This window comes from Streptomyces sp. NEAU-174 (assembly GCF_052665095.1).
The window spans coordinates 34,815-61,255 of sequence record NZ_JBQTCE010000013.1; the positions used below are offsets into that span (position 1 = coordinate 34,815).

The following is a 26,441-nucleotide window of genomic DNA, read 5'->3' on the forward strand; positions in this document are numbered from 1 at the left end:
ACGAGAGGGCCGCCATCAACCGCCCTGTGACCAGGGGAGCATGACCCCGAGCAGCGGCTCCCGAACATGCTTGCGCACCCGCCGGACGCTGAGGTACCTTCGCGGCAGTTGATCTTTGTTTTCACGCGCGATAAATGGGTCAGATCACCAGGTCACCAGGTCACGGGGGAGTGTACCTAGTTGTCCACAGTCGCCGATTCGCCATGGCATCACGATGTCCATGATTCGGTAGCGGTCATCGGTTTCTCTTGTCGTTTACCGGGGGCCCGGACGCCCGAGGAATTCTGGCGTCTGCTCAGCGAGGGCGCGAACGCGGTCACTTCCGTACCGGAAGATCGATGGACTCCGCGTCAATCCGGCGGCGGGTCCGGGGCCCGAGCCGAAGTGGAAGCCGAAGCGGGAACTGAATTCGGCGCGTTCCTCGACGAGGTCGACCACTTCGACGCCGACTTCTTCGGCATATCGCCGCGCGAGGCCGCCGCCATGGACCCCCAGCAGCGGCTGATGCTCGAACTGGGCTGGGAAACCCTGGAGGACGCGGGCCTCACACCGGCCCGGCTCGCCCACGGGCGGACGGGGGTGTTCGTCGGCGCCATCAACGACGACTACGCCACGCTGCTGCGGCGGCACGGCGGCGACTCCGCGGTCACCCATCACACCCTGACCGGCCTCCAGCGCAGCATGATCGCCAACCGGCTCTCCTATCTGCTGGGCACCCGCGGCCCCAGCATGGTGGTGGACTCGGGGCAGTCGTCCTCGCTGGTCGCGGTGCACACGGCCTGCCAGAGCCTGCGCGCCGGCGAATGCGACACCGCGCTCGCGGGCGGGGTCCACCTCAATCTCGCGTACGACGGCGCGCTGAGCGCCGCACGCTTCGGCGGGCTCTCCCCCGACGGCACCTGCTACACCTTCGACGCCCGGGCCAACGGCTTCGTCCGCGGCGAGGGCGGCGGTCTGGTGCTGCTCAAACCCCTCGCCCGCGCGCTCGCCGACGGCGACCGGATCCATGGGGTGCTGCGCGGCGGCGCGGTCAACAACGACGGCGGCGGGGACAGCCTCACCACCCCCAGCCGGACCGCCCAGGCGGAGGTGGTGCGCCGGGCGTACGCAGCGGCCGGGGTCGGCCCCGACGAGGTGCAGTACGTCGAACTGCACGGCACCGGCACACCCGTCGGCGACCCCGTCGAGGCGGCGGCGCTGGCCGAGGCGATCGGCGCCGCGCGGACGAAGGACCGGCCGCTGCTGGTGGGGTCCGCCAAGACGAACGTGGGCCATCTGGAAGGGGCCGCGGGGATCACCGGCCTGATCAAGGTCCTGCTCTCCTTGAAGGCGGCACATCTCCCGCCCAGCCTCAACTTCCGCTCCCCCAACCTCGCGATTCCGCTGGAGGAGTGGAATCTGCGGGTGCAGACCGAGCTGTCGGCGTGGCCGCGACCGGATGCGCCGCTGATCGCGGGGGTGTCGTCCTTCGGCGTCGGCGGGACCAACGCCCATGTCGTCGTGGAGCAGGCCCCGGTGGTCTCATTCGCCGAGGGCGTGGACGCAAGCGTTGCGGGGGCGTGGGGCGGTGAGGCGTGGGGCGGTGAGGTGCTGCCATGGGTCATCTCGGGCCGGACTCCGGCCGGGTTGCGGGCGCAGGCGGCACGGTTGCGGTCGTTCGCGGCGGGCGGTGCGGCGGACGGTTCGACGGGCGGCTGGGCGAACGGTTCGGCGGGCGGTTCGGCGGGCGGCGATGTCTCCCCCGCCGACATCGGCTGGTCGCTCGCCGAGCACCGGACGGCCCTGGAGCACCGTGCCGTGGTGGTGGCCGGGGACCGCGATACGTTCCTGGCCGGGCTGGACGCGCTGGCCTCCGGTGAGCCATCCGCCCATGTGGTGGCTGGGGTGGCCGGCGAGTCGGCGGCCACCGGTCCGGTGTTCGTCTTCCCTGGGCAGGGCTCGCAGTGGGTGGGCATGGCCGCCGAACTACTCGACGGCTCGCCCGTGTTCGCCGAATCCATCGGCCGATGCGCCCAGGCCCTGGCCCCACATACCGACTGGGACCTCCTCGACGTACTGCGGGACACCGAGGACGGCACCGCGCTGGACCGCGCGGAGGTGCTGCAACCCGCGCTCTGGGCCGTGATGGTCTCGCTGGCGCGAGTGTGGCGTTCGCTCGGCGTCGTCCCGTCGGCCGTCGTGGGCCACTCACAAGGCGAGATCGCGGCCGCGTGCGTGGCCGGAGCGCTGTCGCTGGAGGACGGTGCCCGGCTGATCGCCGTACGCAGCCGGCTCGCGGCGGCGCTGATCGGCCGGGGCGGTCTCGCGTCCATCGGCGCGTCGGAGGAGCGGGCGGCCGAGCTGCTCACGGGCCGGGACGACGTATGGATCGCCGCGGTCAACGGCCCCGGTGCGACGGTGGTCGGGGGCAGCCCGGAGGGGCTGGCCGAGGTCACGGCCAGGGCGGAGGCCGCCGGGCTGCGTCATCGCCGGGTGGCCACGGCGTATGCCTCGCACACCCCGCATGTCGAGGCGATCCGCGAGGAGTTCCTGCGGCTCGCGGCGCCGGTCGCGCCGCGTGCCGGGGACATACCGATGTACTCGACCGTCACCACCGCCCCCATCGCGGGCGAGGCGCTGGACGCCGAGTACTGGTACCGCAACCTCCGCGAACAGGTCCGCTTCCACGACACCGTCCAGAACCTGATCGCCGACGGCAACTCCCTCTTCCTGGAGAGCAGTTCGCACCCCGTGCTCACCACCGCCGTCCAGGACACCGGCGGCCTGGCCGTCGGCACCCTGCGCCGGGGCGAGGGCGGCACGCGGCGGCTGCTGCTCTCGCTGGCCGAGCTGTGGGTGGGTGGAGCCGCCCCGGACTGGGCGCGGGTGTTCGCCGGGACCGGCGCCCGCCGGGCCGAGCTGCCCGGCCGCGCCTTCCAGCGGCGGCGCCACTGGTTCGGCGCCGTGGCGTCTCCGGCGGCCACCGCGGGTGCCGCGGGTGCCGCGGGTGCCGCGAGCCTTGATGTGGCTCATCAGGTGCGGGCCCAGGCCGCCGCCGTCCTCGGCCATACGACGGTGGCCGAACTCGACACCGGACGCACCTTCAAGGACCTCGGGTTCGACTCCATCTCGCTCAGCGATCTGTGCAACCGCATCAATGCCGCGCTGGGCACCCGCCTGTCCCCCGCCACGCTCTTCAGCCACCCGACCCCGGCCAGGCTCGCGGAACACCTCGCCGCCGCCCCCTCCTCGGCACCCACCCCGGAGGTCGCCACCGCCGCCGACGAGCCGATCGCCATCATCGCGATGAGCTGCCGCCTCCCCGGTGGGGTGCGCTCCCCGGAGGACCTGTGGCGGCTGGTGGCGGACGGACGGGACGCCACCTCGCCGTTCCCGGACGACCGCGACTGGGATCTGGAACGGCTGCACGGCACCGAGGGCGCCGGCAGCAGCTTCGCCCGGAGCGGTGGCTTCATCGACGGGGCCACGGACTTCGACGCCCGCTTCTTCGGCATCTCGCCGCGCGAGGCCCTGGCGATGGACCCCCAGCAGCGGCTGCTGCTGGAGACCTCCTGGGAGCTGCTGGAACGGGCGGGCATCGCGCCCGACGCGCTGCGCGCCACCCGTACCGGTGTGTTCGTCGGCACCATGGACCAGGAGTACGGGCCACGGCTGCACGAGGCGCCGGAGGCGGTGGACGGCTATCTCCTCACCGGCAAGACCGCCAGCGTCGCCTCCGGCCGTATCGCCTATCTGCTCGGGTTCACAGGGCCCGCCATCACCCTGGACACCGCCTGCTCGTCATCGCTGGTGGCCCTGCATCTGGCGGTGCAATCACTGCGCCGAGGGGAGTCCTCGCTGGCCCTGGCCGGTGGGGTGACCGTCCTCAACACCCCTGGAATCTTCACCGAGTTCAGCCGCCAGGGCGGGCTGGCCCGCGACGGCCGGTGCAAGGCGTTCGCGGCCGGGGCCGATGGCACCGGAATGGCGGAGGGCGTCGGCATGCTGCTGGTGGAGCGGCTGTCCGACGCCCGCCGCAACGGCCATCGGGTGCTCGGCGTGATCCGTGGCACGGCGGTCAACCAGGACGGCGCCTCCAACGGCCTCACCGCGCCCAACGGCCGCTCCCAGGAGCAGGTGGTCCGGCAGGCGCTGGCGGACGCGGGGCTGTCGGCGTCCGACGTGGATGTGATCGAGGCGCACGGCACGGGCACGGCGCTGGGCGACCCGATCGAGGCACAGGCGCTGCTCGCCACGTACGGCCGGGACCGGCCCGCCGGCCGGCCCGCGCTGCTGGGGTCGGTGAAGTCCAACATCGGCCACACCCAGGCGGCGGCCGGAGTCGCGGGCGTCATCAAGGCGATCATGGCGATGCGCCACGGTGTCGTCCCCGCCACGCTGCACGTGGACGAGCCGACTCCGCACGTGGACTGGGCGTCCGGTGGTGTGGAGTTGGTGACGGAGACTGTGGGCTGGCCCGAGGCCGGACGGGCGCGGCGGGCCGGAGTCTCGTCGTTCGGCATCAGCGGGACCAACGCCCATGTGGTCCTGGAGCAGGCCCCACCGGCCACCGTCCCCGCTCCCGTAGCTCATCCCGCCAACTCGCTCGTCGAGGCGGAGGGTGTGCTGCCGTGGGTGGTGTCGGGCCGTTCGCCCGCCGCGCTGCGGGCGCAGGCGGCCCGGCTGGGTGCGTTCGCCGCCGCCTCCGACGCCACGCCGACGTCGGACATCGGGTGGGCGCTGGCGACGCAGCGGGCCGCCATGGAACACCGTGCGGTGGTGGTGGCCGGGGACCGGGACGACTTCCTGGCCGGGCTGGACGCGATCGCCGCCGGGGAGCCCGCCGCCCATGTGGTGGCCGGGGTGTCCGCCGGGTCGACCGCCGGTCCGGTGTTCGTCTTTCCGGGACAGGGGTCGCAGTGGGTGGGCATGGCCGCCGAACTGCTCCCCACTTCCTCGGTGTTCGCCGAGTCCATCGACCAATGCGCCCAAGCCCTCGCTCCGCATATCGACTGGGATCTGCTCGATGTACTGCGGGCGACCGGTGATGACGCGGTGCTGGAACGGGTGGATGTGGTCCAGCCCGCCCTCTGGGCCGTGATGGTGTCCCTCGCCCAGGTGTGGCGTTCGCTCGGCATCGAGCCCTCCGCCGTCATCGGCCACTCACAAGGCGAGATCGCGGCTGCGTGTGTCGCCGGTGTGCTGACCCTGGAGGACGGCGCACGGCTCGTGGCGCTGCGCAGCCGCCTCATCGCGCGGGAACTGGCCGGACTCGGTGGCATGGTCTCGCTCGCCACCTCCGCCGAGCAGGCGCGCGAGCTGCTGACCGGCCGCGATGGCGTCTGGATCGCGGCCGTCAACGGGCCCACCTCCACGGTCATCGCCGGGAGCCCCGCCGGACTCGCCGAGGCTACGGCAAAGGCCGAGGCCAGCGGGATCCGGACCCGTGCGATCGCCGTCGACTACGCCTCCCACACCCCACACGTCGAACGCATCCGGGAACAGCTCCTCCAGCTCGCCGCCCCCATCACCCCCCACCCCGGCGACGTCCCGCTGTACTCCACCGTCACCGCCACCCCCATCGACGGCGACACCCTCGACGCCGAGTACTGGTACCGCAACCTCCGCGAACCCGTCCGCTTCCACGACACACTGCGGACTCTGCTGGCCGACGGCCACACCCTCTTCCTGGAGTCCAGCCCCCACCCCGTCCTCACCACCGCCGTCGAGGAGACCGGCCACGCCGCCGACCAGCACCTCCTCGCCACCGGCACCCTGCGCCGTGACCAGGGTGGCGTCCGGCAGCTCCTCAGCGCCCTCGCCACCCTGTGGGCCCATGGCGTGCCCCCCGACTGGGCGGCGGTGTTCGCACCCGGCGACGCCACCGCCGTCGATCTGCCCACCTACGCCTTCCAGCGCGAGCGCTACTGGCTCGCGCCCGTCGGCCCCGCCTCCGCCGTACGGGTCGATCTGCCGTCCACCACCGTGGCGGCCGAAGGGCCCGAGGCGCTCGACGGCTTCGCACGCCGGGTGGCCGACGCCGCCGAGGGCGCGCCACGGCTGCGGGTAGTGCTGAACGAGGTGTGCCGCCACGCGGCCGCCGTGCTGGGCCTGTCGTCGGTGGACGAGGTGGAGACGCGGAAGGTCTTCCGGGACCTCGGCTTCGACTCGCTGACCGCCGTGGAGTTGCGGAACCGGCTGGCCGTGGCCACGGGCGTGGCGCTCGCGCCGTCCGTCGTCTTCGACCATCCGACGCCCCTGACGCTGGCCCGGCATCTGCTGGACCGGATCACGGGCGGGGACGCCGCCGGAGCGGGCGCGTACGCGCCGGGCTCGTACGCGCCGGGCGCCGTCGTCCCAGGAGCGGCCGCCGCCATGGACGATCCCATCGCGATCGTGGCCACGAGCTGCCGTTTCCCCATGGGCGTACGGTCGCCCGAGGACCTGTGGCGGCTGCTGCTGTCCGACCAGGACACGCTGTCCGCGTTCCCGGCGGACCGTGGCTGGGATCTCGACACGCTGTGCCACCCCAACCCCGAGCGCCCCGGCAGCAGCTATGTCCACCAGGGCGGATTCCTCCCGGACGCAGCCGACTTCGATGCCGATTTCTTCGGCATCTCGCCGCGCGAGGCGATCGCGATGGACCCCCAGCAGCGGCTGCTGCTCGAGACCTCCTGGGAGGCCCTGGAACACGCGGGCATCGACCCGCTGTCGCTGCGCTCCAGCCGCACCGGGGTGTTCATCGGCCTCGTACCGCACGGCTACGGCGGTGAGGACGCCGACACCGAAGGGTCCGAGGGCTACCTCTTCACCGGAGCGGCGGGAAGCGTGGCATCCGGCCGGATCGCCTACAGCTTCGGGCTGACCGGACCGGCCGTCACGGTGGACACGGCGTGTTCGTCCTCGCTGGTGGCGCTGCATCTCGCCGTACAGGCACTGCGCAACGGCGACTGCGGGATGGCGCTCGTGGGCGGCGTCTCGGTGATCTCCACACCGGGAGTGTTCACCGAGTTCAGCCATCAGCGCGGGCTCGCCCCCGACGGCCGCTGCAAGCCCTTCGCGGCGGCGGCGGACGGCACCGCGTGGGCGGAGGGCGTGGGCGTGCTGCTGGTCGAACGGCTGTCGGAGGCGCGCCGCAACGGCCACCAGGTGATGGCCGTCATCCGTGGCTCGGCGATCAACCAGGACGGCGCCTCCAACGGCCTCACCGCGCCCAACGGCCCGTCCCAACAGTCGGTCATCCGGCAGGCGTTGGCGAACGCACGTCTCGCACCGTCCGATGTCGATGTGATCGAGGCACACGGGACGGGTACCGCGCTGGGCGACCCCATCGAGGCACAGGCGCTGCTCGCCACGTACGGCCAGGGCCGATCCGCCGAACTCCCGGCGCTGCTGGGTTCGATGAAGGCCCATGTCGGCCACACCGGGGCGGCGGCCGGGGTCGCGGGCATCATCAAGATGGTGCTGGCCATGCGCCACGGAGTCGTTCCCCGCACCCTGCATGTGGACGAGCCGACGCCGCATGTGGACTGGGGCTCCGGTGCGGTGCGGCTGGTGACGGAGACCACGAGCTGGCCCGAGGCCGAACGGGCGCGGCGCGCGGCGGTGTCGTCGTTCGGCGTCAGCGGCACCAACGCCCATGTGATCCTCGAAGCGGCCCCGACGGCGGACGCCACGTCCCCGTCCACGCCCACGGAGGGTGTGCTGCCGTGGGTGATCTCGGCACGCTCGGAGGCCGCGCTACGGGCACAGGCAGCGCAGTTGCGCGCGTTCGTGGCCACGAGCGATCGGCATCTCGCCGATATCGGCTGGACGCTGGCACGGCATCGGGCCGCGCTGGAGCACCGCGCGGTGGTCGTGGCCGCCGACCGGGACACCTTCCTGGCCGGGCTGGACGCCATCGCCACCGGCGAGCCCGCCGCCCACGTGGTCAGCGGCGTGGTTTCGGGCGAGCCACCGTCCGGTGCCGTCTTCGTCTTTCCGGGGCAGGGGTCGCAGTGGGTCGGTATGGCCGCCGAACTGCTCGCCGATTCCACGGTGTTCGCCGAGTCCATCGCCCGCTGCGCCCAAGCTCTCGCTCCGCATATCGACTGGGATCTGCTCGATGTCCTGCGGGCGACCGGGGAGGAGGCGGCGCTGGAGCGGGTGGATGTGGTCCAGCCCGCCCTCTGGGCCGTCATGGTGTCCCTGGCACAGGTGTGGCGTTCGCTCGGCATTGAGCCCTCCGCCGTCATCGGCCACTCCCAGGGCGAGATCGCCGCCGCGTGCGTAGCCGGTGTACTCACCCTCGAAGACGGCGCACGACTCGTGGCACTGCGCAGCCGCCTCATCGCCCAAGAACTCGCCGGACAGGGCGGCATGGTCTCCCTCGCCACCTCCGCCGACCAGGCGCGCGAGCTGCTGACCGGCCACGACGACGTCTGGATCGCCACCGTCAACGGTCCGGCCAGCACCGTCATCGCCGGGAGTCCCGCCGCGCTCACCGATGTCATGGCACAAGCGGAAGCCACCGGGACCCGGGCCCGTGCGATCGCCGTCGACTACGCCTCCCACACCCCACACGTCGAACGCATCCGGGAACAGCTCCTCCAACTCGCCGCACCCATCACCCCCCGCCCCGGCAACATCCCCCTCTACTCCACCGTCACCGCCACCCCCATCGACGGCGGCACCCTCGACGCCGAGTACTGGTACCGCAACCTCCGCGAACCCGTCCGCTTCCACGACACACTCCACACCCTCCACGCCGACGGCCACACCCTCTACCTCGAAACCAGCCCCCACCCCGTCCTCACCACCGCCATCCAAGAAACCCACCCCAACGCCCACGCCACCGGCACCCTCCGCCGCCACCACGGCACCACCCAACAACTCCTCACCACCCTCGCCACCCTCTGGACCCACGGCCTCACCCCCCACTGGCCCACCATCCTCACCCCCAACAACCCCACCCCCACCAACCTCCCCACCTACCCCTTCCAACGCCACCACTACTGGCTGGACACCGCCGCCCCGGCCCGGATCCGCGCCAGCGCGACGGCGGGCCCGGATCCGCACACCGGATTCTGGGAGGCCGTGGAGCGCGAGGACCTGGAAGGGCTGGCGCGGACTCTGCGACTGGGGGGATCGCGGGCGGAGTTGACGACCCTGCTGCCCGCCCTGTCGGCGTGGCATCGGCGGCAGAGCGCGGCGTCCACGATGGACGCGTGGCGGTATCGCGAGAGCTGGAAGCCGTTGCCCGACACCACCGCGCCCGCGCTCTCCGGCACCTGGCTCGTCGTTCTGGCACCCGATCAGAAGGGCGATGCGCTGTACGAGGCGATCGCCACAGCCCTCAGCCGACACGGGGCCACGGTGGAAACGGTGGTCGTGGCGCCCGACGATCCGCGCCGCTGGACCGACACCCTCGCCACCCTCACCACCCTCACCGCACACACCACCACGCCCGTGGTCGGCGTGCTGTCGCTGCTCGCCCGCGACGAGGCCGCCGGATTGCACCGCACCCTGCGGCTGATCCAGGGCCTGGAGGCGGCGGGGCTGTTCGCACCGCTGTGGTGTGTCACCCAGGGCGCGGTGTCCGTCGGCGACCACGATCCGTTGACCGGCCCGGCACAGGCGCTGGTGTGGGGTCTGGGCCGGGTGGCGGCGCAGGAACTCGCCACCCGCTGGGGCGGGTTGGTGGATCTGCCCCAGGAGCTGGACGAACGGACGACGGCCCGGCTGTGTGCCGTTCTGGCCGCCGGTGGCCACGAGGACCAGGTCGCGGTCCGCGCCACCGGGATCCTCGGGCGCCGTATCGTCAGGGCGCCACGCCTCGGCGCTGTGCTCGACGACGGCTGGTCCTCCGGCCCTGGCACGGTCCTGATCACCGGTGGCACCGGTGCCCTCGGCAGCCAGGTGGCCCGTCGACTCGCGGCCCGTGGCGCCGAACATCTGCTGCTCGTCAGCCGCCGTGGGGACACCGCGCCGGGCGCGGCCGAGCTGGTGGCCGAGCTGACCGCCTCGGGGGCCAAGGCGACCGTGGCGGCCTGCGATGTCGGGGACGCGGGCGCGCTCCGCGCGCTTCTGGCGTCGATTCCGGCCGCGTACCCGCTGACCTCGGTGTTCCACACGGCGGCCGTCCTGGACGACGCAGCCATCACCGCTCTCACCCCCGAGCAGGTGGACCGCGTGCTGCGCGTCAAGGCCGATGCGGCGTGGCGGCTGCACGAGCTGACCCGGGATCTGGAGCTCTCCGCGTTCGTGCTGTTCTCCTCCCTGGCGGGCACTGTGGGCATGGTGGGTCAGGGCAACTACGCGCCCGCCAACGCCTACATGGACGCCCTGGCTCGCCACCGCCGCGTACAGGGGCTGGTGGCCACCTCCGTGGCCTGGGGTTCCTGGGCACAAGGCGGTATGGCCGAACGGGACGCGGTGACCGAGCTGCGGCTGCGCCACGGCGTACCGCTGCTGCCGCCGGAGTCGGCGCTCCTCGCCCTGGATGCGGCACTGGCGGACGACGAAACGGCCCTGGTGATCGCCGATATCGACTGGGACCGCTTCGCCCACGCCTACACCGCCGCCCGCCCCAGCCACCTCCTCGATGAGATCCCCGAGGCGCGGCGGGCGCTCGGCGCGGTCGCGGTCGCGGGTGCGGAGGCCGGGGCACCGAGCGGCGGCGTCGGTACCGGCGGCACGGGCGGTACGGTGGCGGCTCTGCGCGACCGGCTCGCCGACGCCGAGCCCGAGGAGCGCGAACGGCGGCTCCTCGATGCCGTACGCGGCCAGGTGGCCGCCGTCCTCGGCCATGACTCGGCCGAGGCCGTGGCCACCAGGCGGCCGTTCCTGGAGCTCGGCCTGGACTCGGTGACGGCGGTGGAGCTGCGCAACCGGCTCGGGAGCGTCACGGGGCTCCGGCTGCCCGCCACCGTGATCTTCGACTTCCCGACCGTGACCGAGCTCGTCGACTATCTGTACGCACAGCTCTTCAGCGGCATCGACGACGCCCCGGACCCCGCCAGTCAAGCGGCCATGGGCGACGGCACCGCCGAACTCGACGGTCTGGAACGGCTGTTGGTGTCACTGCCGAGCGACGCCCCCGCCCGTTCCGAGATCGCCGACCGGCTGCGCCGGCTGCTCCGGTCCGCCGTGGACGCCATGGACTCCGTAGCCACCGTGGACACCGCCGAGGAGCCGGTGACGTCCGACGATCTCGAAGCCGCCACCAACGACGAGCTCTTCGACTACATCGAGAAGGAGTTCGGGATCTCCTGATCCCGTCCCCGCCCACCCCGCTGACCAGCCGACCCTTCCGCCACACCCACACCCACACCCGCACCCATCCCCATCCCATCCCCACCTCTCACCGCCGACTCTTCGCATGGAGCCTCGACATGGACGATGTGCACAAGCTCCGCCACTATCTGACCCGGGTCACCGCGGAGCTCAAGGAGACGCGGGCGCAACTGCGGGTGGCGGAGTCGGCGGCCGCCGAGCCGGTGGCAATCGTGGGGATGAGCTGCCGCTACCCCGGCGGAGTGGCCTCGCCCGAGGCGCTGTGGGAGCTCGTCGAAGGCGGCGGGGACGCCATTTCCGGGTTCCCGGTCGACCGGGGCTGGGATCTGGCGGAGCTGGTGGATCCGGACGGCGAACGGCCGGGGACCTCGTACACCGCCGAGGGTGGATTCCTGCACACCGCGGGCGAGTTCGACGCCTCCTTCTTCGGCATCTCACCGCGCGAGGCCCTGGCGATGGACCCCCAGCAGCGGCTGCTGCTGGAGACCTCCTGGGAGCTGTTCGAGCGGGCGGGCATCGATCCGGCGTCGCTGCGCTCCAGCCGGACGGGGGTGTTCATCGGTGCCAGCTTCCATGACTACGGCAGCAGGCTGCCCGCGATCCCGGAGGAGGTCGAGGGCCATGCCATGACCGGTGTCGCGGGCAGTGTCGTCTCCGGGCGCATCGCCTACACCTTCGGGCTGACCGGCCCGGCCCTCACCGTGGACACCGCGTGTTCGTCCTCGCTGGTGGCCATGCATCTGGGGGTGCGGGCGCTGCGCAACGGCGAGTGCGGGATGGCGGTCGTCGGCGGTGTCGCCGTGATGTCCACGCCGGATCTGTTCACCGAGTTCAGCAGGCAGCAGGGGCTGGCCCGGGACGGCCGGTGCAAGGCGTTCTCCGCCGCCGCGGACGGTATGGGCGCGGCGGAGGGCGTGGGGCTGCTGCTGGTGGAACGGCTGTCCGACGCCCGCCGCAACGGCCACCAGGTGCTCGGCGTGATCCGGGGCACCGCGGTCAACCAGGACGGTGCCTCCAACGGCCTCACCGCGCCCAACGGCCCCGCCCAGCGACGGGTGATCCAGGACGCGCTGGCCGACGCGGGCGTGGCCTCGTCCGAGGTGGATGTGATCGAGGCGCACGGGACCGGTACGGCACTGGGCGACCCGATCGAGGCACAGGCGCTGCTCGCCACGTACGGCCAGGACCGGCCCGCCGACCGCCCCGCGCTGCTGGGCTCGGTGAAATCCAACCTCGGCCACACCCAGGCCGCGGCGGGCGTGGCCGGTGTGATCAAGATGGTCATGTCGATGCGCCATGACGTGGTGCCGCGCACCCTGCATGTGGACGAGCCGACGCCGCATGTGGACTGGGGCTCCGGTGCGGTGGAGCTGGTCACGGAGAACGCGCCGTGGCCCGAGGCCGAACGGGCGCGGCGCGCGGCGGTGTCGTCGTTCGGCGTCAGCGGCACCAACGCCCATGTGATCCTCGAAGCGGCCCCTGCGGCCGATACCGCACCCGAATCCGGACCTACGGAGGGTCCGCTGCCGTGGGTGATCTCGGCACGCTCCGAGACTGCGCTACGGGCACAGGCAGCGCAATTGCTGACGTTCGCGGCCACGAGTGACCGGCACCTCGCCGACATCGGCTGGACGCTGGCACGGCACCGGGCCGCGCTGGAGCACCGCGCGGTGGTCGTCGCCGCCGACCGGGACACCTTCCTGGCCGGGCTGGACGCCATCGCCACCGGCGAACCCGCCGCCCACGTGGTCAGCGGCGTGGCCCCGGAAGAGCCGCCGTCCGGTGCGGTCTTCGTCTTTCCGGGGCAGGGGTCGCAGTGGGTCGGCATGGGCGCCGAACTGCTCTCCACTTCCTCGGCGTTCGCGGAGTCCATCGACCGGTGCGCCCAGGCCCTCGCCCCGCACATCGAGTGGAATCTCCTCGACGTTCTGCGTGAGACCTCGGACGAGAGCGTCCTGGAGCGGGTGGATGTCGTCCAGCCCGCCCTCTGGGCCGTGATGGTGTCCTTGGCGCAGGTGTGGCGTTCGCTCGGCATCGAGCCCTCCGCCGTCATCGGCCACTCACAAGGTGAGATCGCGGCAGCGTGTGTGGCCGGTGTACTCACCCTCGAAGACGGCGCGCGGCTCGTGGCACTGCGCAGCCGCCTCATCGCCCAAGAACTGGCCGGACACGGCGGCATGGTCTCCCTCGCCACCTCCGCCGAGCAGGCACGCGAGCTGCTGACCGGCCGCGATGACGTCTGGATCGCGGCCGTCAACGGGCCCACCTCCACCGTCATCGCCGGAACCCCGAGCGGGCTCGCCGAGGTAGCCGCCGCAGCCGAGAGCGCCGGGCTGCGCACACGCACCATCCCGGTCGACTACGCGTCCCACACGCCCCACGTCGAACGCATCCGGGAGCAACTCCTCCAACTCGCCGCGCCCATCACCCCCCACCCCGGCGACATCCCCCTCTACTCCACCGTCACCGCCACCCCCATCGACGGCGGCACCCTCGACGCCGAGTACTGGTACCGCAACCTCCGCGAGCCCGTCCGCTTCCACGACACACTGCGGACCCTCCAGACTGACGGCCACGCCCTCTTCCTGGAGTCCAGCCCCCACCCCGTCCTCACCACCGCCATCCAGGAAACCAACGCCCACGCCATCCCCACCCTTCGCCGCGACCACGGCGGCATCCAGCAACTCCTCACCACCCTCGCCACCCTCTGGACCCACGGTCTCACCCCCAACTGGCCCATCACTCCAACCAACCCCACCCCCACCAACCTCCCCACCTACCCCTTCCAACGCCACCACTACTGGCTTTCGGCGGCCGAGCGGGTCGGTGACCTCGCGGGCGCGGGGCTGTCCGTCGTGGGGCATCCGCTGGTGGCGGCCGGGGTGAGCATGGCCGAGGGCGGCGGGTTCGTGTTCACGGGCCGAATCTCCACCCGTACCCATCCATGGCTGGCCGATCACATGGTGCTGGACCGGGTCCTGGTGCCGGGCGCGGCCCTGCTGGAGCTCGTGCTGGGAGCCGGGCAGCACATGGGCGCCGAACGGCTGGACGAGCTGGTCCTGCACACCCCGCTGACCCTGCCGTCCGACGACGACACCGGCCTCGACATCCAGGTGGGCATCGACGCGGCGGACGAGCGGGGCGCGTACGCCGTACGGCTGCACTCCCGGCCGCACCGCCCGGAGCGGGACGACGATCCGGCGGACTGGGTGTGCCATGCCACGGGGACGCTGACGGCGTCCCCGTCGGCGCCCGGCGACGAGCACATGGACGCGGACGCGGAGCCGGAGGCCGACGCCCAGTGGCCGCCCACCGGCGCGGAGCCGGTGGACATCGACGCGTTCTACGAGCGGCTGGCGGACCATGGCTACGGCTACGGCCCGGTGTTCCAGGGCGTGCGTGCCGTATGGCGCCGGGGCGAGGAGCTGTTCGCCGAGGTGCGGCTGCCGGAGTCGGCCGCCGGCGACGCGGACCGGTTCGGTGTGCATCCGGCGCTGGTGGACGCGGCGTTGCAGACGCGGCTCGTGGGGCTCCTGGAGGGCGAGACGGAGCGGATGATGCCGCTGTCGTTCTCCGGGGCGCGGCTGCATGCCACGGGCGCGACCGTCGCCCGGGTGCGGACGGCGCCCACGGGGCCGGGCGGGATCTCGGTGCGGATGACGGACCTCGCCGGGCAGCCGATCCTCACCGTCGACGAGGTGGTCTCACGGCCACTGACGGCCGACGCGCTGACGATGGCCACCGGGACGGTTCCGGACGCGCTCTTCGAGGTCACGTGGACGCCGCTGCCCCTCCGGCCGTCCGAGGCCACGGAGCCCATGGCGGTGCTCGGCGCTGCCCTGCCCGACGCCCCCGACGCTCCCATCTACGCCGACATGGCCGCGCTCCTCGCCGCCGTACGCACCGGCGTACCCCTGCCCCCGCTGGTGCTGTTCCCCGCCCTCCCGGCGCAAGCTCCGGACGAGGTACCCGCCGCCGGCCGGGACCGGCTGACTGCCGTACTGGCGACGGTACGGGAGTGGCTGAGCCATCCCGAACTCGTCGGCACACGCCTCGCGTTGGTGACCCGGGAGGCGGTGGCCGCTTTTCCTGGTGAGCGGGCCGAGCTGGCGCTGGCCGGGGTGCGGGGGCTGTGGCGTTCGGTGTGCTCGGAGCACCCGGGCCGGTTCGCGCAGGTGGATCTGGACGATGCGCCCGAGTCCATGGCCGCGCTGACCGCCGCCCTCGCCACCGGTGAGCCCGAACTCGTGGTGCGCGCCGGAGCGGTGTCCGTGCCCCGGCTGGGCCGGGTCTCACCGGCGGACGCCGGACTGCTGACGGCCCCCGAAGGCGCCTGGAGCCTGGACCTGGACACCGGCGGCACCCTGGAGGGGCTGCGGCTCGTGCCCGCTCCAGGTGTCGAGGGACCCCTGGCCCCGGGCCAGGTGCGGATCGCGGTACGCGCCACGGGCGTCAACTTCCGTGACGTCCTGGCCTCGTTGGCCGTCGTCCCCAGCGGCGAGCTCGGCGTCGGGCCCGGCGCTGGGCCCAGCGGCGAGGCGCTCTTCGCGGCCGAAGGCGCCGGTGTGGTGCTCGAGGTCGGCCCCGGTGTCGACCGCCTCGCGGTGGGCGACCGGGTGATGGGGCTGGTGTCGGGCGCGTACGCGGGCCCCGTGGCGGTGGCCGACGCCCGCATGGTCGTGCGGATGCCCCACGGCTGGACGTTCCCGCAGGCGGCATCCGTGCCCGCCGTGTTCCTGACCGCGTACTACGCCCTGGTCGAACTGGCCCGGGTGCGCGCGGGCGAGTCGGTTCTGGTGCACGCCGCCGCGGGTGGCGTGGGGATGGCGGCGGTACGGCTGGCGCGCCACCTCGGGATCGAGGTGTACGCCACCGCGAGCGAGCCGAAGTGGCCCGTGGTGCACGGCATGGGCGTTCCGGCCGAGCGGGTGGCGTCCTCGCGCACCCTGGAGTTCGCCGAGCGCTTCCTGACCGCGACCGATGGCCGGGGCGTCGATGTCGTACTGAACTGTCTGGCCGGGGAGTTCATCGACGCCTCGCTGACGCTGCTGCCGCGCGGCGGCCGGTTCATCGAGATGGGCAAGACGGATGTCCGGGACGCCGATGAGGTGGCCGCGCGATGGCCGGGCGTCGGCTATCGGGCGTTCGACCTCGCCGAGGCCGGGGCGGAGCGGCTGGGCGCGATGCTGGCCCATCTCGCCGAGCTGTTCGAGGCGGGTGTGCTGGCACCGCTGCCGGTGACGGCGTGGGACACCCGCCGGGCGCGGGAGGCGTTCCGCCACGTCAGCCAGGCGCGCCACACCGGGAAGGTGGTGCTCACCCCGCCCCGGGACGCGATCGACGGCACCGTGCTGATCACCGGGGGCACGGGGGTCATCGGCTCGGCGGTGTCCCGGCATCTGGTCGCCCGCCATGGCGTCACCGACCTCGTCCTCGTCGGCCGCCGGGGCCCGGAGGCCCCCGGCGCCCGCGAACTCATCGCGGAGCTTGCAGAGTTGGGCGCCACGGCCCGGGTGGTGGCGTGTGATGTGTCCGACCGCGCCGCGCTGGGCGCGCTGCTGGACGGCCTGCCGAAGCTGCGCGGTGTGGTGCACGCGGCCGGGGTGCTGGACGACGGTGTGGTCTCCGCGCTGACCCCCGAGCGGCTGCACACCGTGCTGCGCCCCAAGGCGGACGCGGCCTGGTATCTGCACGAGCTGACCCGGGACCGGGACCTGGCGCTGTTCGCGCTCTTCTCCTCCGCCGCCGGGGTGCTCGGCTCGGCGGGCCAGGGCAACTACGCGGCCGCCAACGCGTTTCTGGACGCCCTCGCCAAGCACCGCCGTGACCAGGGCCTGCCCGCGCACTCCCTCGCCTGGGGCCTGTGGGGCGAACGCGGCGCGATGACCGGTGGTCTGGGCGCCACCGACCTGGACCGGATGCGCCGTCAGGGCGTACGGCCGCTCACCACCGACCAGGGGCTGGCGCTCTTCGACGCGGCCATACGGGTGCCCCGCGCGCTCAGCGTTCCGGTGCGGCTGGACATGGCCGCCCTGCGCCGCCACGGCGAGCCCGCGCCGCTGCTGCGCGGGCTGGTGCGTACGACGGCGGTCCGGCGCGGCGCCACCAACACGGCCACGGGTGGCGGCGGGCTGCGGGACCGCCTGGCCGCGCTGCCCCCGGCGGACCGCGCACGCACGCTGAGCGACCTCGTACGGGCCCAGGCCGCCGTGGTGCTCGGGCATACGGACGGTGACGCGCTGGCCGGGGACCGCTCCTTCAGGGACCTGGGCTTCGACTCGCTGACCGCCGTGGAGTTGCGCAACCGGCTCAGTACGGCCACCGGGCTGCGGCTTCCGGTGACCACCGTCTTCGACCATCCGACCCCGGCCGCGCTGGTGGCCGAGCTGCTGCGGCTGCTGGTGCCGGAGAGCGAGGCCACCGCCGTCCCCACCCGTGCGGCGGTGGCCGCCGATGACGACGACCCGATCGCGATCGTCGGGATGAGCTGTCGCTTCCCCGGCGGGGTGCGCTCGCCCGAGGAGCTGTGGCAGCTGCTCGCCGAAGGCCGGGACGCCATCGGCCCCTTCCCCGACGACCGCGGCTGGCACGCCGAGCTGGGCCGCCCCGGCGCGCCCGGGACCCATGCGCCGGCCGGTGGCTTCCTGTACGACGCGGCCGACTTCGACGCCGAGTTCTTCGGCATCTCGCCCCGTGAGGCGCTGGCCACGGACCCCCAGCAGCGGCTGCTGCTGGAGACCACATGGGAGGCGTTCGAACACGCGGGCATCGACCCCACCGCGCTGCGCGCCACCCCGACCGGGATCTTCGCGGGGCTGATCTACAACGACTACGCCACGCGCTTCCCCGAGCAGCTGGCCGACGGCTTCGAGGGCTATCTCGGCAACGGCAGCGCGGGCAGCGTGGCCACCGGCCGGGTGGCCTACACCCTCGGGCTCGAGGGCCCGGCCATCACCGTGGACACCGCGTGCTCCTCGTCCCTGGTGGCGCTGCACCTGGCCGCGCAGGCGGTACGGCGGGGCGAATGCGGCCTCGCGGTGGCCGGTGGGGTGACGGTCATGTCGACCCCGCGGCCGATCGTGGAGTTCAGCCGGGTCGGCGGGCTCGCCCCCGACGGGCGCTCCAAGGCGTTCGCCGCCGAGGCCGACGGGATGGGCTTCGCCGAGGGCGTCGGCATGCTGGTGGTCGAGCGGCTGTCCGACGCCCGCCGCCACGGCCACCGGGTGCTGGCGCTGCTCCGGGGCTCCGCGCTCAACCAGGACGGCGCGTCCAACGGCCTCACCGCGCCCAGCGGCCCGGCCCAACAGCGCGTCATCCGGCAGGCGTTGGCGAACGCGGGGCTCACGGCGGCCGATGTGGACGTGGTCGAGGCGCATGGCACGGGGACGCCGCTGGGCGACCCGATCGAGGCGCGGGCGCTGCTCGCCACGTACGGCCGGGACCGGCCCGCCGACCGGCCGGTGGTCCTGGGCTCGGTGAAGTCCAACCTCGGCCACACCCAGGCGGCGGCCGGGGTCGCGGGCGTCATCAAGATGGTGCTGGCCCTGCGCCACGGTGTCGTACCCCGCACCCTGCACGCCGAACGCCCCACCGAGCGGGTGGACTGGACGGCCGGTGCGCTGCGGCTGGCCGCCGAGAACGAGGAGTGGCCCTCGGCCGGTGCGCCGCGGCGCGGCGCGGTGTCGTCGTTCGGGATCAGCGGCACCAACGCCCATGTGATCCTGGAGGAGGCGCCGGAGGCCGCCATCGCCGCTGAGCCGACGCAGGTCGCGGTGCCGTGGGTGCTCTCGGCGAAGAGCGCCGACAGCCTGCGTGACCAGGCCCGCAGACTGCGGGAGCGGCTGGCCGCCGAACCGGAGCTGGTGCCCGTCGACGTGGCACGCTCGCTGCTGTCCCGGGCCGTCTTCGGCCGGCGCGCCGTGGTGATCGGCCGGACCCGGGAGGAGTTCCTGGACCGGCTGGCGGCGCTCGGCCGTGGCGAACCGGCCACCGGTGTGGTGCGGAGTGTGTCCATGGACCGGCCCGTGGACGCCGACCGGCCGGGGCCGGTGTTCGTCTTCCCCGGGCAGGGCTCGCAATGGGCCGGGATGGCGGCCGAACTTATCGACGCCTCAACGGAGTTCGCCGAGGCGTTCGACGAGTGCGCCCGGGCGCTGGCCCCGTATGTGGAGTGGTCGCCGCTCGATGTGGTGCGCGGACGCCCGGGCGCGCCGTCGCAGGACCGGGTCGATGTGGTGCAGCCGGTGCTGTGGGCGGTCATGGTGTCCCTGGCGCGGGTGTGGCGGTCCCATGGGGTCGAGCCCGCCGCGGTGGTGGGGCATTCGCAGGGCGAGCTGGCGGCGGCGTGTGTCGCGGGGGTGCTCTCCCTGGAGGACGCCGCCCGCGTCGTCGCGCTGCGCAGCCGGCTGATCGGGAGCGAACTGGCGGGCCGGGGCGGCATGGTCTCGCTGCCCGTGCCGGTGGACGAGGCCGGAAAGCTGGTGGCGCCCTGGGCCGAGCGGCTCTGCGTGGCCACCGTGAACGGGCCCGGTTCGACCGTGGTCGCCGGGGACGCGGCGGCGCTGGACGAGTTGATGGCGGCGTGTGAACGGGACGGGGTGCGGGCGCGCCGCGTCCCGGTGGACTACGCCTCGCACACCCCGCAGGTCGAACGGATCCGTGAGCGGCTGCTTGAGCTGGCCGCGCCCATCACGCCCCGCCCCGGCGAGGTGCCGATGTACTCGACGGTGACCGGCGCCCTCCTCGACGGCGCGCGTGCCGACGCGGCGTACTGGTACCGGAACCTCCGCGAGACCGTACGGTTCGAGCAGGCGACCCGCGCCCTGGCCGACGCCGGGCACACGGTGTTCATCGAGGTGAGCCCGCACCCGGTACTGATACCCGGGATCGAGCAGACGGTCGAACGGACACCGCCGGGCACCTCGACAGCCGTGGTGGTGGGCACGCTGCGGCGGGGCGAGGGCGGCCGGGAGCGGCTGCTCACGGCGCTCGCGGAGCTGTTCGTGGCCGGAGGCGAGGTGGCGTGGGCGACCGCGTTCGAAGGCGGGCGGCCCGTCGATCTGCCCACGTACGCGTTCCGCGCGCGGCGGTACTGGCTGGACGCGCCCGAGCGCACCGGGGACGTGGGTGGCGCCGGGCTCACGGGGGTGCGGCATCCGCTGCTGGCGGGGGCGGTGGCCCCGGCCGGGAGCGACACGGTGCTGTTCACACTGTCGCAGACCACTCACCGCTGGCTCGCCGACCACGCGGTGCTGGGCGGTGTGGTGCTGCCGGGCAGCGTGTTCCTCGACTGGGCGCTGTACGCGGGGCGTACGGTCGGCTGCCCGCACCTGCCCGAACTCACCCTCCAGGAACCGCTGTTCCTCCCCGCCACCGAGGCGGCACACCTCCAGATCCAGGTGGGCGAGCCCGATGCGGAGGGCCGGCGGGAGCTCACCGTGCACTCCCGCCGCGAGTCGGCGGGCGAGGACATGGCAGCGGGGTGGGCCTGCCATGTGCGGGCCGTCGTGGCACCGGATCCGGCGAGCCCGGGGCAGGGGCAGGAGGGCATGGGGCCGGGGCAGGAGGGCGGTGGCACGGCCGCGTTCGCCGAGATGGCCGCCGTCTGGCCGCCGCCCGGTGCCCGTGCCGTCGACCTGACGGGCTTCTACGACCGGCTCGCGTCCAACGGCTTCGACTACGGCCCGGCCTTCCGCGGTCTGCGGTCGGCCTGGCGGCGCGACGGGGAGGTCTTCGCCGAGGTGGCCCTGGGCGAGGGGGCCGGTGGTGGCCCGGTGGACGGCTTCGCGCTGCACCCCGCGCTGCTCGACACCGCTCTGCACGCGATCGGCCTCGGCGGGTTCTTCGACCGGGCGGAGTCGGCGGGCGCGCCGATCCGGATGCCGTTCTCCTGGACCGGTGTCCGGCTGTACGCCACCCCGGACACCGCCCCGCCCGCCACCGTACGGGTGCGGCTGTCCGCCGTCGGCCCGGATGCCGTCGGTGTCCATCTCACGGGCGACGACGGTCAACCCCTCGCGCATATCGGTGCGTTGACGCTGCGGCCGGTGTCCGCGGACCGGTTGCGGGCGGCCGCGGAGGAGCGTGCGGCCCGTCCCGTACGGCGCGAACGGCCGGGCCCCCGGCCGCGGGACACCGCCGCCGCCCAGCGCGTCCTGGACGCCGCGCCCGAGGACCGGGAGCGGCTGCTTGCGGGCCTCGTCCGGGAACAGCTGCGCGCGGTGCTCCACCACGAGGCGGACGCGGAGATCGGCCCGGACACCGAGTTCCTGGCGCTCGGCATGGACTCGGTGCGCGGGATCGATCTGCGCGACCGGCTCGCCACGCTGCTCGGGATCCGGCTGTCGGCCACGGCGACGTTCGAGCACTCGACCGTAGACCGGCTCGCCGGGCACCTGGCCACGCTGGTGGGCAGCCGGGCCGCCATCCGGCCGAGTGCGCCTGTGGCGGATGACACCAGGCCCCAGGAGCAGACCGCGCCGGACGGCTCCGCTCCGGATGGTTCCGCGCCGCCACCGTCCGCCATCGAGCGGGAGCTGGCGAAGGCCACCGCGGCCCCGGAGTCGGACCCCTACGACAGCCTCACCACCCTCTACCACCAGGCGTACGCCAGCGGCCGGGCCCAGTCGGTGGGCATGGCGCTCATCCAGGCCGCGGGCCGGCTCCGGCCCTCCTTCACCGCCGAGGGCGCCGCCGACCACATCCTCCCGCCGGTGAGGATGGCGAGTGGCGACGGCACGCGGGCCACGCTGGTGTGTCTGCCCGCCATCACCGCCACCGCCGGACCGATCCAGTACGGGATGATGGCGCAGATGTTCGAGGGCAGGCGGGATGTGCTCTCGCTGGTCAACCCCGGCTACCTCGAAGGCGAGTTGGTGGCCGACACCTTCGACGCCCTGATCGAACTGCACCTCCACCAGCTGCGCGCGGCCATCGGCGCCGAGGCTTACGTCCTGGTCGGTCACTCCATGGGCGGGCTGCTCGCCTACGCGCTGGCGGAGCGGGCCGAGCGGGCGGGGCTGCCGCCCGGCGCGGTCGTGCTGCTCGACACCTTTGAGGCCACCCATCAGTTCTCCGAGAAGACCCACATCGCGCTGAACGAGGGCCTGGACTCCCGGGAGCAGCTGCTCGGCGACTTCGCGCTGACCGGGGCGAAGCTCTCGGCGAGCGGGCGCTACAACGCGCTGCTGATGGAGGAGTGCGTGCTGCGGCCCGTCCAGAGCCCGACGTTCTTCCTGAGCGCGGCTGAGCCCATGCCCCATCAGGACGAGGGGTTCGAGGGCGATGCGTGGCGTGCGGTGTGGCCCTTCCCGCATACCGCCCGGGCCACGCCGGGGGACCACTTCACGATCATGGAGCACCATCTCCCCGAGACCACGGAGGCCATCGAGACCTGGCTCACCGAACGCGGCCTGTAACCGCGTAGCGGTGCTTTCCCCTCCCCGCCCCTTCCCGTTACCAGGGGCTCCGCCCCTGGACCCCGGAGTCTGGGACGGAGCCCCGCCTTCCAGCCCCTCCGGGGCAGCTCCCAGCGGAGCTGGGGGAGTTTGAGGAGCGGGGTCTGGGACGGAACCCCACCAACCAGCCACTCCAGCACTTGAGGAACGGGGTCTGGGACGGAACCCCACCATCCAGCCCCTCCGGCGCTTGAGGAGCGGGGTCTGGGGCGGAGCCCCAGTTGAGGGAAGGGGCGGGGAGGGGAAAGCACCGCTACGCGGAGCCCCCGCCTGGCCCGCCCGGCACCCCGTAGACCTGCCACCCAAACCCGCCGCCAGAAAGGACCTACGCCACCATGACCCTCCCCGCCTTCGAAAGACTCGTCCCGCCCGGTACGGACATCGTCTCCGACCCGTACCAGCTCTACGCCATGCTGCGCGAGCAAGGCCCCGTGCACCAGGTGCCCAGCCACGGCACGGACGACGTCTGGCTGATCGTGGGCCATGAGGAGGCCCGCGCCGCCCTCACCGACCCCCGGATGAGCAATGACGTCCGGCACTCCTCCTCATGGCAGGACGACGGGGGCAACGCCATCGGGCTGAACATGCTCCAGACCGACCCGCCGGACCACACCCGGCTACGGAAGCTGGTGGCGCGGGAGTTCACCGCCCGCCGGATCGAGGCGCTGCGGCCGCGCGTCCGGCAGATCGCCGATGAGCTGCTGGACACCATGCTGCCGCTGGGCCGGGCCGACCTCGTGGAGTCGTTCGCCATGCCGCTGCCGATGGCGGTGATCTGCGAACTGCTCGGCGTACCGGCGGCCGACCGGGCCGACTTCCGCGGCTGGTCCAGCGAGATCGTCTTCCCCAGCGGCCCGGAGGCCGCGGGGGCCGCCGTGGCCGCCATGACCGGCTATCTGGCCAAGCTCATCGAGGCCAAGCGGGAGGCGGAGAGCGACGATCTGCTGTCCGCCCTGGTGCGCACGATGGACGAGGACGGTGACCGGCTCTCGTCCGAGGAGATGCTGGGCATGGCCTTCCTGCTGCTGGTCGCCGGGCACGAGACGACCGTCAATCTGCTCTCCAACGGCACCTGCGCGCTGCTGCGCGCCCCCGAGCAGCTGGCCGCGCTGCGCGCCGACTACGGGCTGCTGGACGCCGCCGTCGAGGAGATGCTGCGCTACGACGGCCCGTCGCAGTCCACGGCGCACCGCTTCACCACCGAACCCGTGGAGATCGCGGGCACCAAGATCCCCGCGGGCGAGCCGGTCCTGGTGCTGCTCGGCTCGGCCAACCGCGACCCGCGGCGCTTCCCCGACCCCGACCGCTTCGACATCCACCGGGACGCCCGGGGCCACCTGGGCTTCAGCCACGGCGTCCACCACTGTCTGGGCGCGCCGCTGGCCCGGCTGGAGGCCACGATCGCACTGCGGGCGCTGCTGGAGCGGTGTCCCGACCTGGCCCTGGACACCGACCCGGACACCCTCGTCTGGCGCCCCAGCATGATGCGTGGCCTTCTGCGGCTGCCGGTGCGGTTCACCCCTGCGGGGTAAGGCGGGGCGGGGCGGTAGGGCGCGGCGCGGTCAGCGCGCGGTCAGCGCACCGGGTGGTCGTCGTCCGCCGCGGTGTCGTCCGCGCCGTCCGCCGCGGACCGTACCTCCGGACGCCTCGGCCCCTGCCGGGGCGTCCGGGGCTCCCCGGCCGCCTTCCCCGAGGGCTGAGCCGGACCCGAGGGCTGAACCGGACCCGAAGGCTGATCGGCGGGCCGACCGGCGGGTTCCCCGGCCGCCTTCCCGGCGTTCCCGGCCTTCCCCGCCCTCCCGGCGGCCTTCTCCCCCGCCTCTCGCTTCGTGTGCAGCCGGGAGCGTATGTCGCCGTGCGGCAGGAACTGGGCCCAGCGCTCGGGGAACTCCGACGGCGGGGTGATCTCCGCCGCGCCGTCGTCCGCCGTGCGCTGGTCCTTCGCCCGCAGCCGGGCCATCTCCTCCCGGGCCCGGGCGGCGCGCTCCGCGCGCCCGGCGGCCGTGGCCACCGAGGGCCAGACCCGGTCGATCGCGGCGTTGACCGCCGCTCCGACCAGCACCGCGAAGGCGGACACCCCGATCCACAGCAGCACCGCGACGGGTGCGGCCAGCGAGCCGTAGATCGTCGGGCCCTCGACCGTATGCACCAGGTAGATCCGCAGCAGGAAGCTGCCCAGCACCCATATCGCGAGGGCCACCAGCGCCCCCGGGATGTCCTCCGGCCACGGCGAGCGCACCGGTACGGACACGTGGTAGAGCGTGGTCAGGAAGGCGATGGAGAGGAGGATCACCACCGGCCAGTACAGGACCGGTACGAGATCCCCGCTGGACGGCAGCAGGTCCACCACCGCCTCCGGCCCGATCACCATCAGCGGCAGCGCCACCGCCCCGATCACGAGTGCCACCAGGTAGAGCAGGAAGGACAGCAGCCGGGTCCTGACGATCCCGCGCTTCCCCTCCAGCCCGTACATGATCGTGATGGTGTCCACGAACACGTTCACCGCGCGGGAGCCGGACCACAGGGCGATGGCGAAGCCCAGCGAGATCACATCGGGACGGCCGCCCTTGATCACATCGTCCAGCAGCGGCCGGGCGATCTCCTTGACGCCCCGGTCGGACAGTACGGTCGCCGAGGCGTCGAGGATGTTCTGCCGGATGGTGGCCACCGTGTCGGTACTGGTCCAGGCGTCGAAGTAGCCGAGCAGCCCGATCAGGGCGAGCAGCAGGGGCGGCAGCGACAGCAGGGTGAAGAAGGCCGCTTCGGCGGCGAGCCCGGTGACCCGGTACTCCATACAGGAATTGATGGTGTCCTTCAGCAGCAGCCAGGCCATCCTGCGCTTGGACACATTGCGGTACAGGGCGCGGGCCTTGCGGAGCCGGCCGGACGGCTTCGATGTTTCTTCTGCTGGCTGCACCTTCTCACCGTATCCGGCGCTTTCACCGCCGCTCATCCGGTGACCAGGCCGAATCGCCGCAAAAGGCCGCCGTACAGGCATTGGCGGAGGGGATGCCGCGCCGACTCGGCACCACCCTCCGCCCGCCGGGCCCACTGTCCGTGCCGACTACAGCCATGCGCAAAGGTTGCGCCGCGTTGCAGCCGGCCGGACGGTCGGTGGGAGCGCCGGCGGCCGCGGGTCAGCAGCCTCCGCAGTTGTAGTAGGTCACGTCCCAGTGGTTGCTCTCGCGGGCGTAGACGTTGCCCGAGCCGGACTTGTACTGCTGGGCGCCGTCACCGGGGCGCGGGCCGATGTTGGTGAAGGTGCCGGTGATGTAGTTGCTGAGGCAGCTGGTGGGGCTGAAGTCCAGCTTGTAGCCGTTCCAGTGGCTGTACGTGCCGGAGGCGTGCCCGGTCTCCGTACCGCCGGTGATGGTGAGCGCGCAGCCGGTGGCCCCCTTCAGGGTGATGGCACCCTGCACGGTGGTCAGGTTGATCTGCTCGAACGAGGTACAGGTGGGGTTGTTCCGGTCCGAGCAGCCCCCGCTGGAGGTCCAGGAGATCCCGGCGCCGCGCAGCCGGTTCGCCGCGTCGGAGTGGCTGAGCTTGGTCACCGCGGCGGCGGAGGGCGCGTCGGCGGCCACGGGGGCGCTGGGGGCGGCGGCCGCGCTCTGGGCGGTGGACACGCCGGTGGCGGCGAGGACCGCGCCGCCGAGCAGTGCGCCGAGTCTGATCCGAGTGCTGGTCACAGCCATGGTCGTCTTCGTCTCCTTCGTCTGCGGATCCGTGGACCGT

4 protein-coding genes and 1 pseudogene are annotated in these 26,441 nt (G+C 73.2%); 3 read left to right on the forward strand and 2 right to left on the reverse strand.

What is annotated here, in order from left to right; translation table 11 throughout:
* Positions 1-180: 180 nt before the first annotated feature.
* From ACT2CW_RS32795 to ACT2CW_RS32805, 3 genes and pseudogenes are all read left to right on the forward strand, one after another.
* The gene (locus ACT2CW_RS32795; RefSeq protein WP_445519230.1) at positions 181-11,232 is read left to right on the forward strand and encodes a type I polyketide synthase; all 11,052 of its coding nucleotides are present in this window, start codon (positions 181-183) and stop codon (positions 11,230-11,232) included.
* A gap of 128 nt (positions 11,233-11,360) precedes the next feature.
* Positions 11,361-22,640: pseudogene (locus ACT2CW_RS32800) on the forward strand (SDR family NAD(P)-dependent oxidoreductase); the annotation flags it as partial.
* Positions 22,641-23,044: 404 nt separating this feature from the next.
* Positions 23,045-24,241, forward strand: coding sequence for a cytochrome P450 family protein (locus ACT2CW_RS32805; protein ID WP_445519231.1), 1,197 nt, complete (start codon positions 23,045-23,047; stop codon positions 24,239-24,241).
* A gap of 41 nt (positions 24,242-24,282) precedes the next feature.
* Here ACT2CW_RS32805 and ACT2CW_RS32810 read toward each other — a convergent pair whose 3' ends face one another.
* On the reverse strand, positions 24,283-25,626 hold the full coding sequence (locus tag ACT2CW_RS32810; RefSeq protein ID WP_445519232.1) for a YihY/virulence factor BrkB family protein: 1,344 nt from the start codon (positions 25,624-25,626) through the stop codon (positions 24,283-24,285).
* Between the two features lie 220 nt (positions 25,627-25,846).
* On the reverse strand, positions 25,847-26,401 hold the full coding sequence (locus ACT2CW_RS32815; protein ID WP_138917019.1) for a hypothetical protein: 555 nt from the start codon (positions 26,399-26,401) through the stop codon (positions 25,847-25,849).
* Positions 26,402-26,441: the final 40 nt, after the last annotated feature.

Excerpts from the sequence above, each read along its gene's own strand:
- ACT2CW_RS32805 (WP_445519231.1), top strand. The coding sequence starts at position 23,045 with ATGACCCTCCCCGCCTTCGAAAGACTCGTCCCGCCCGGTACGGACATC.
- ACT2CW_RS32815 (WP_138917019.1), bottom strand. The coding sequence starts at position 26,401 with ATGGCTGTGACCAGCACTCGGATCAGACTCGGCGCACTGCTCGGCGGC.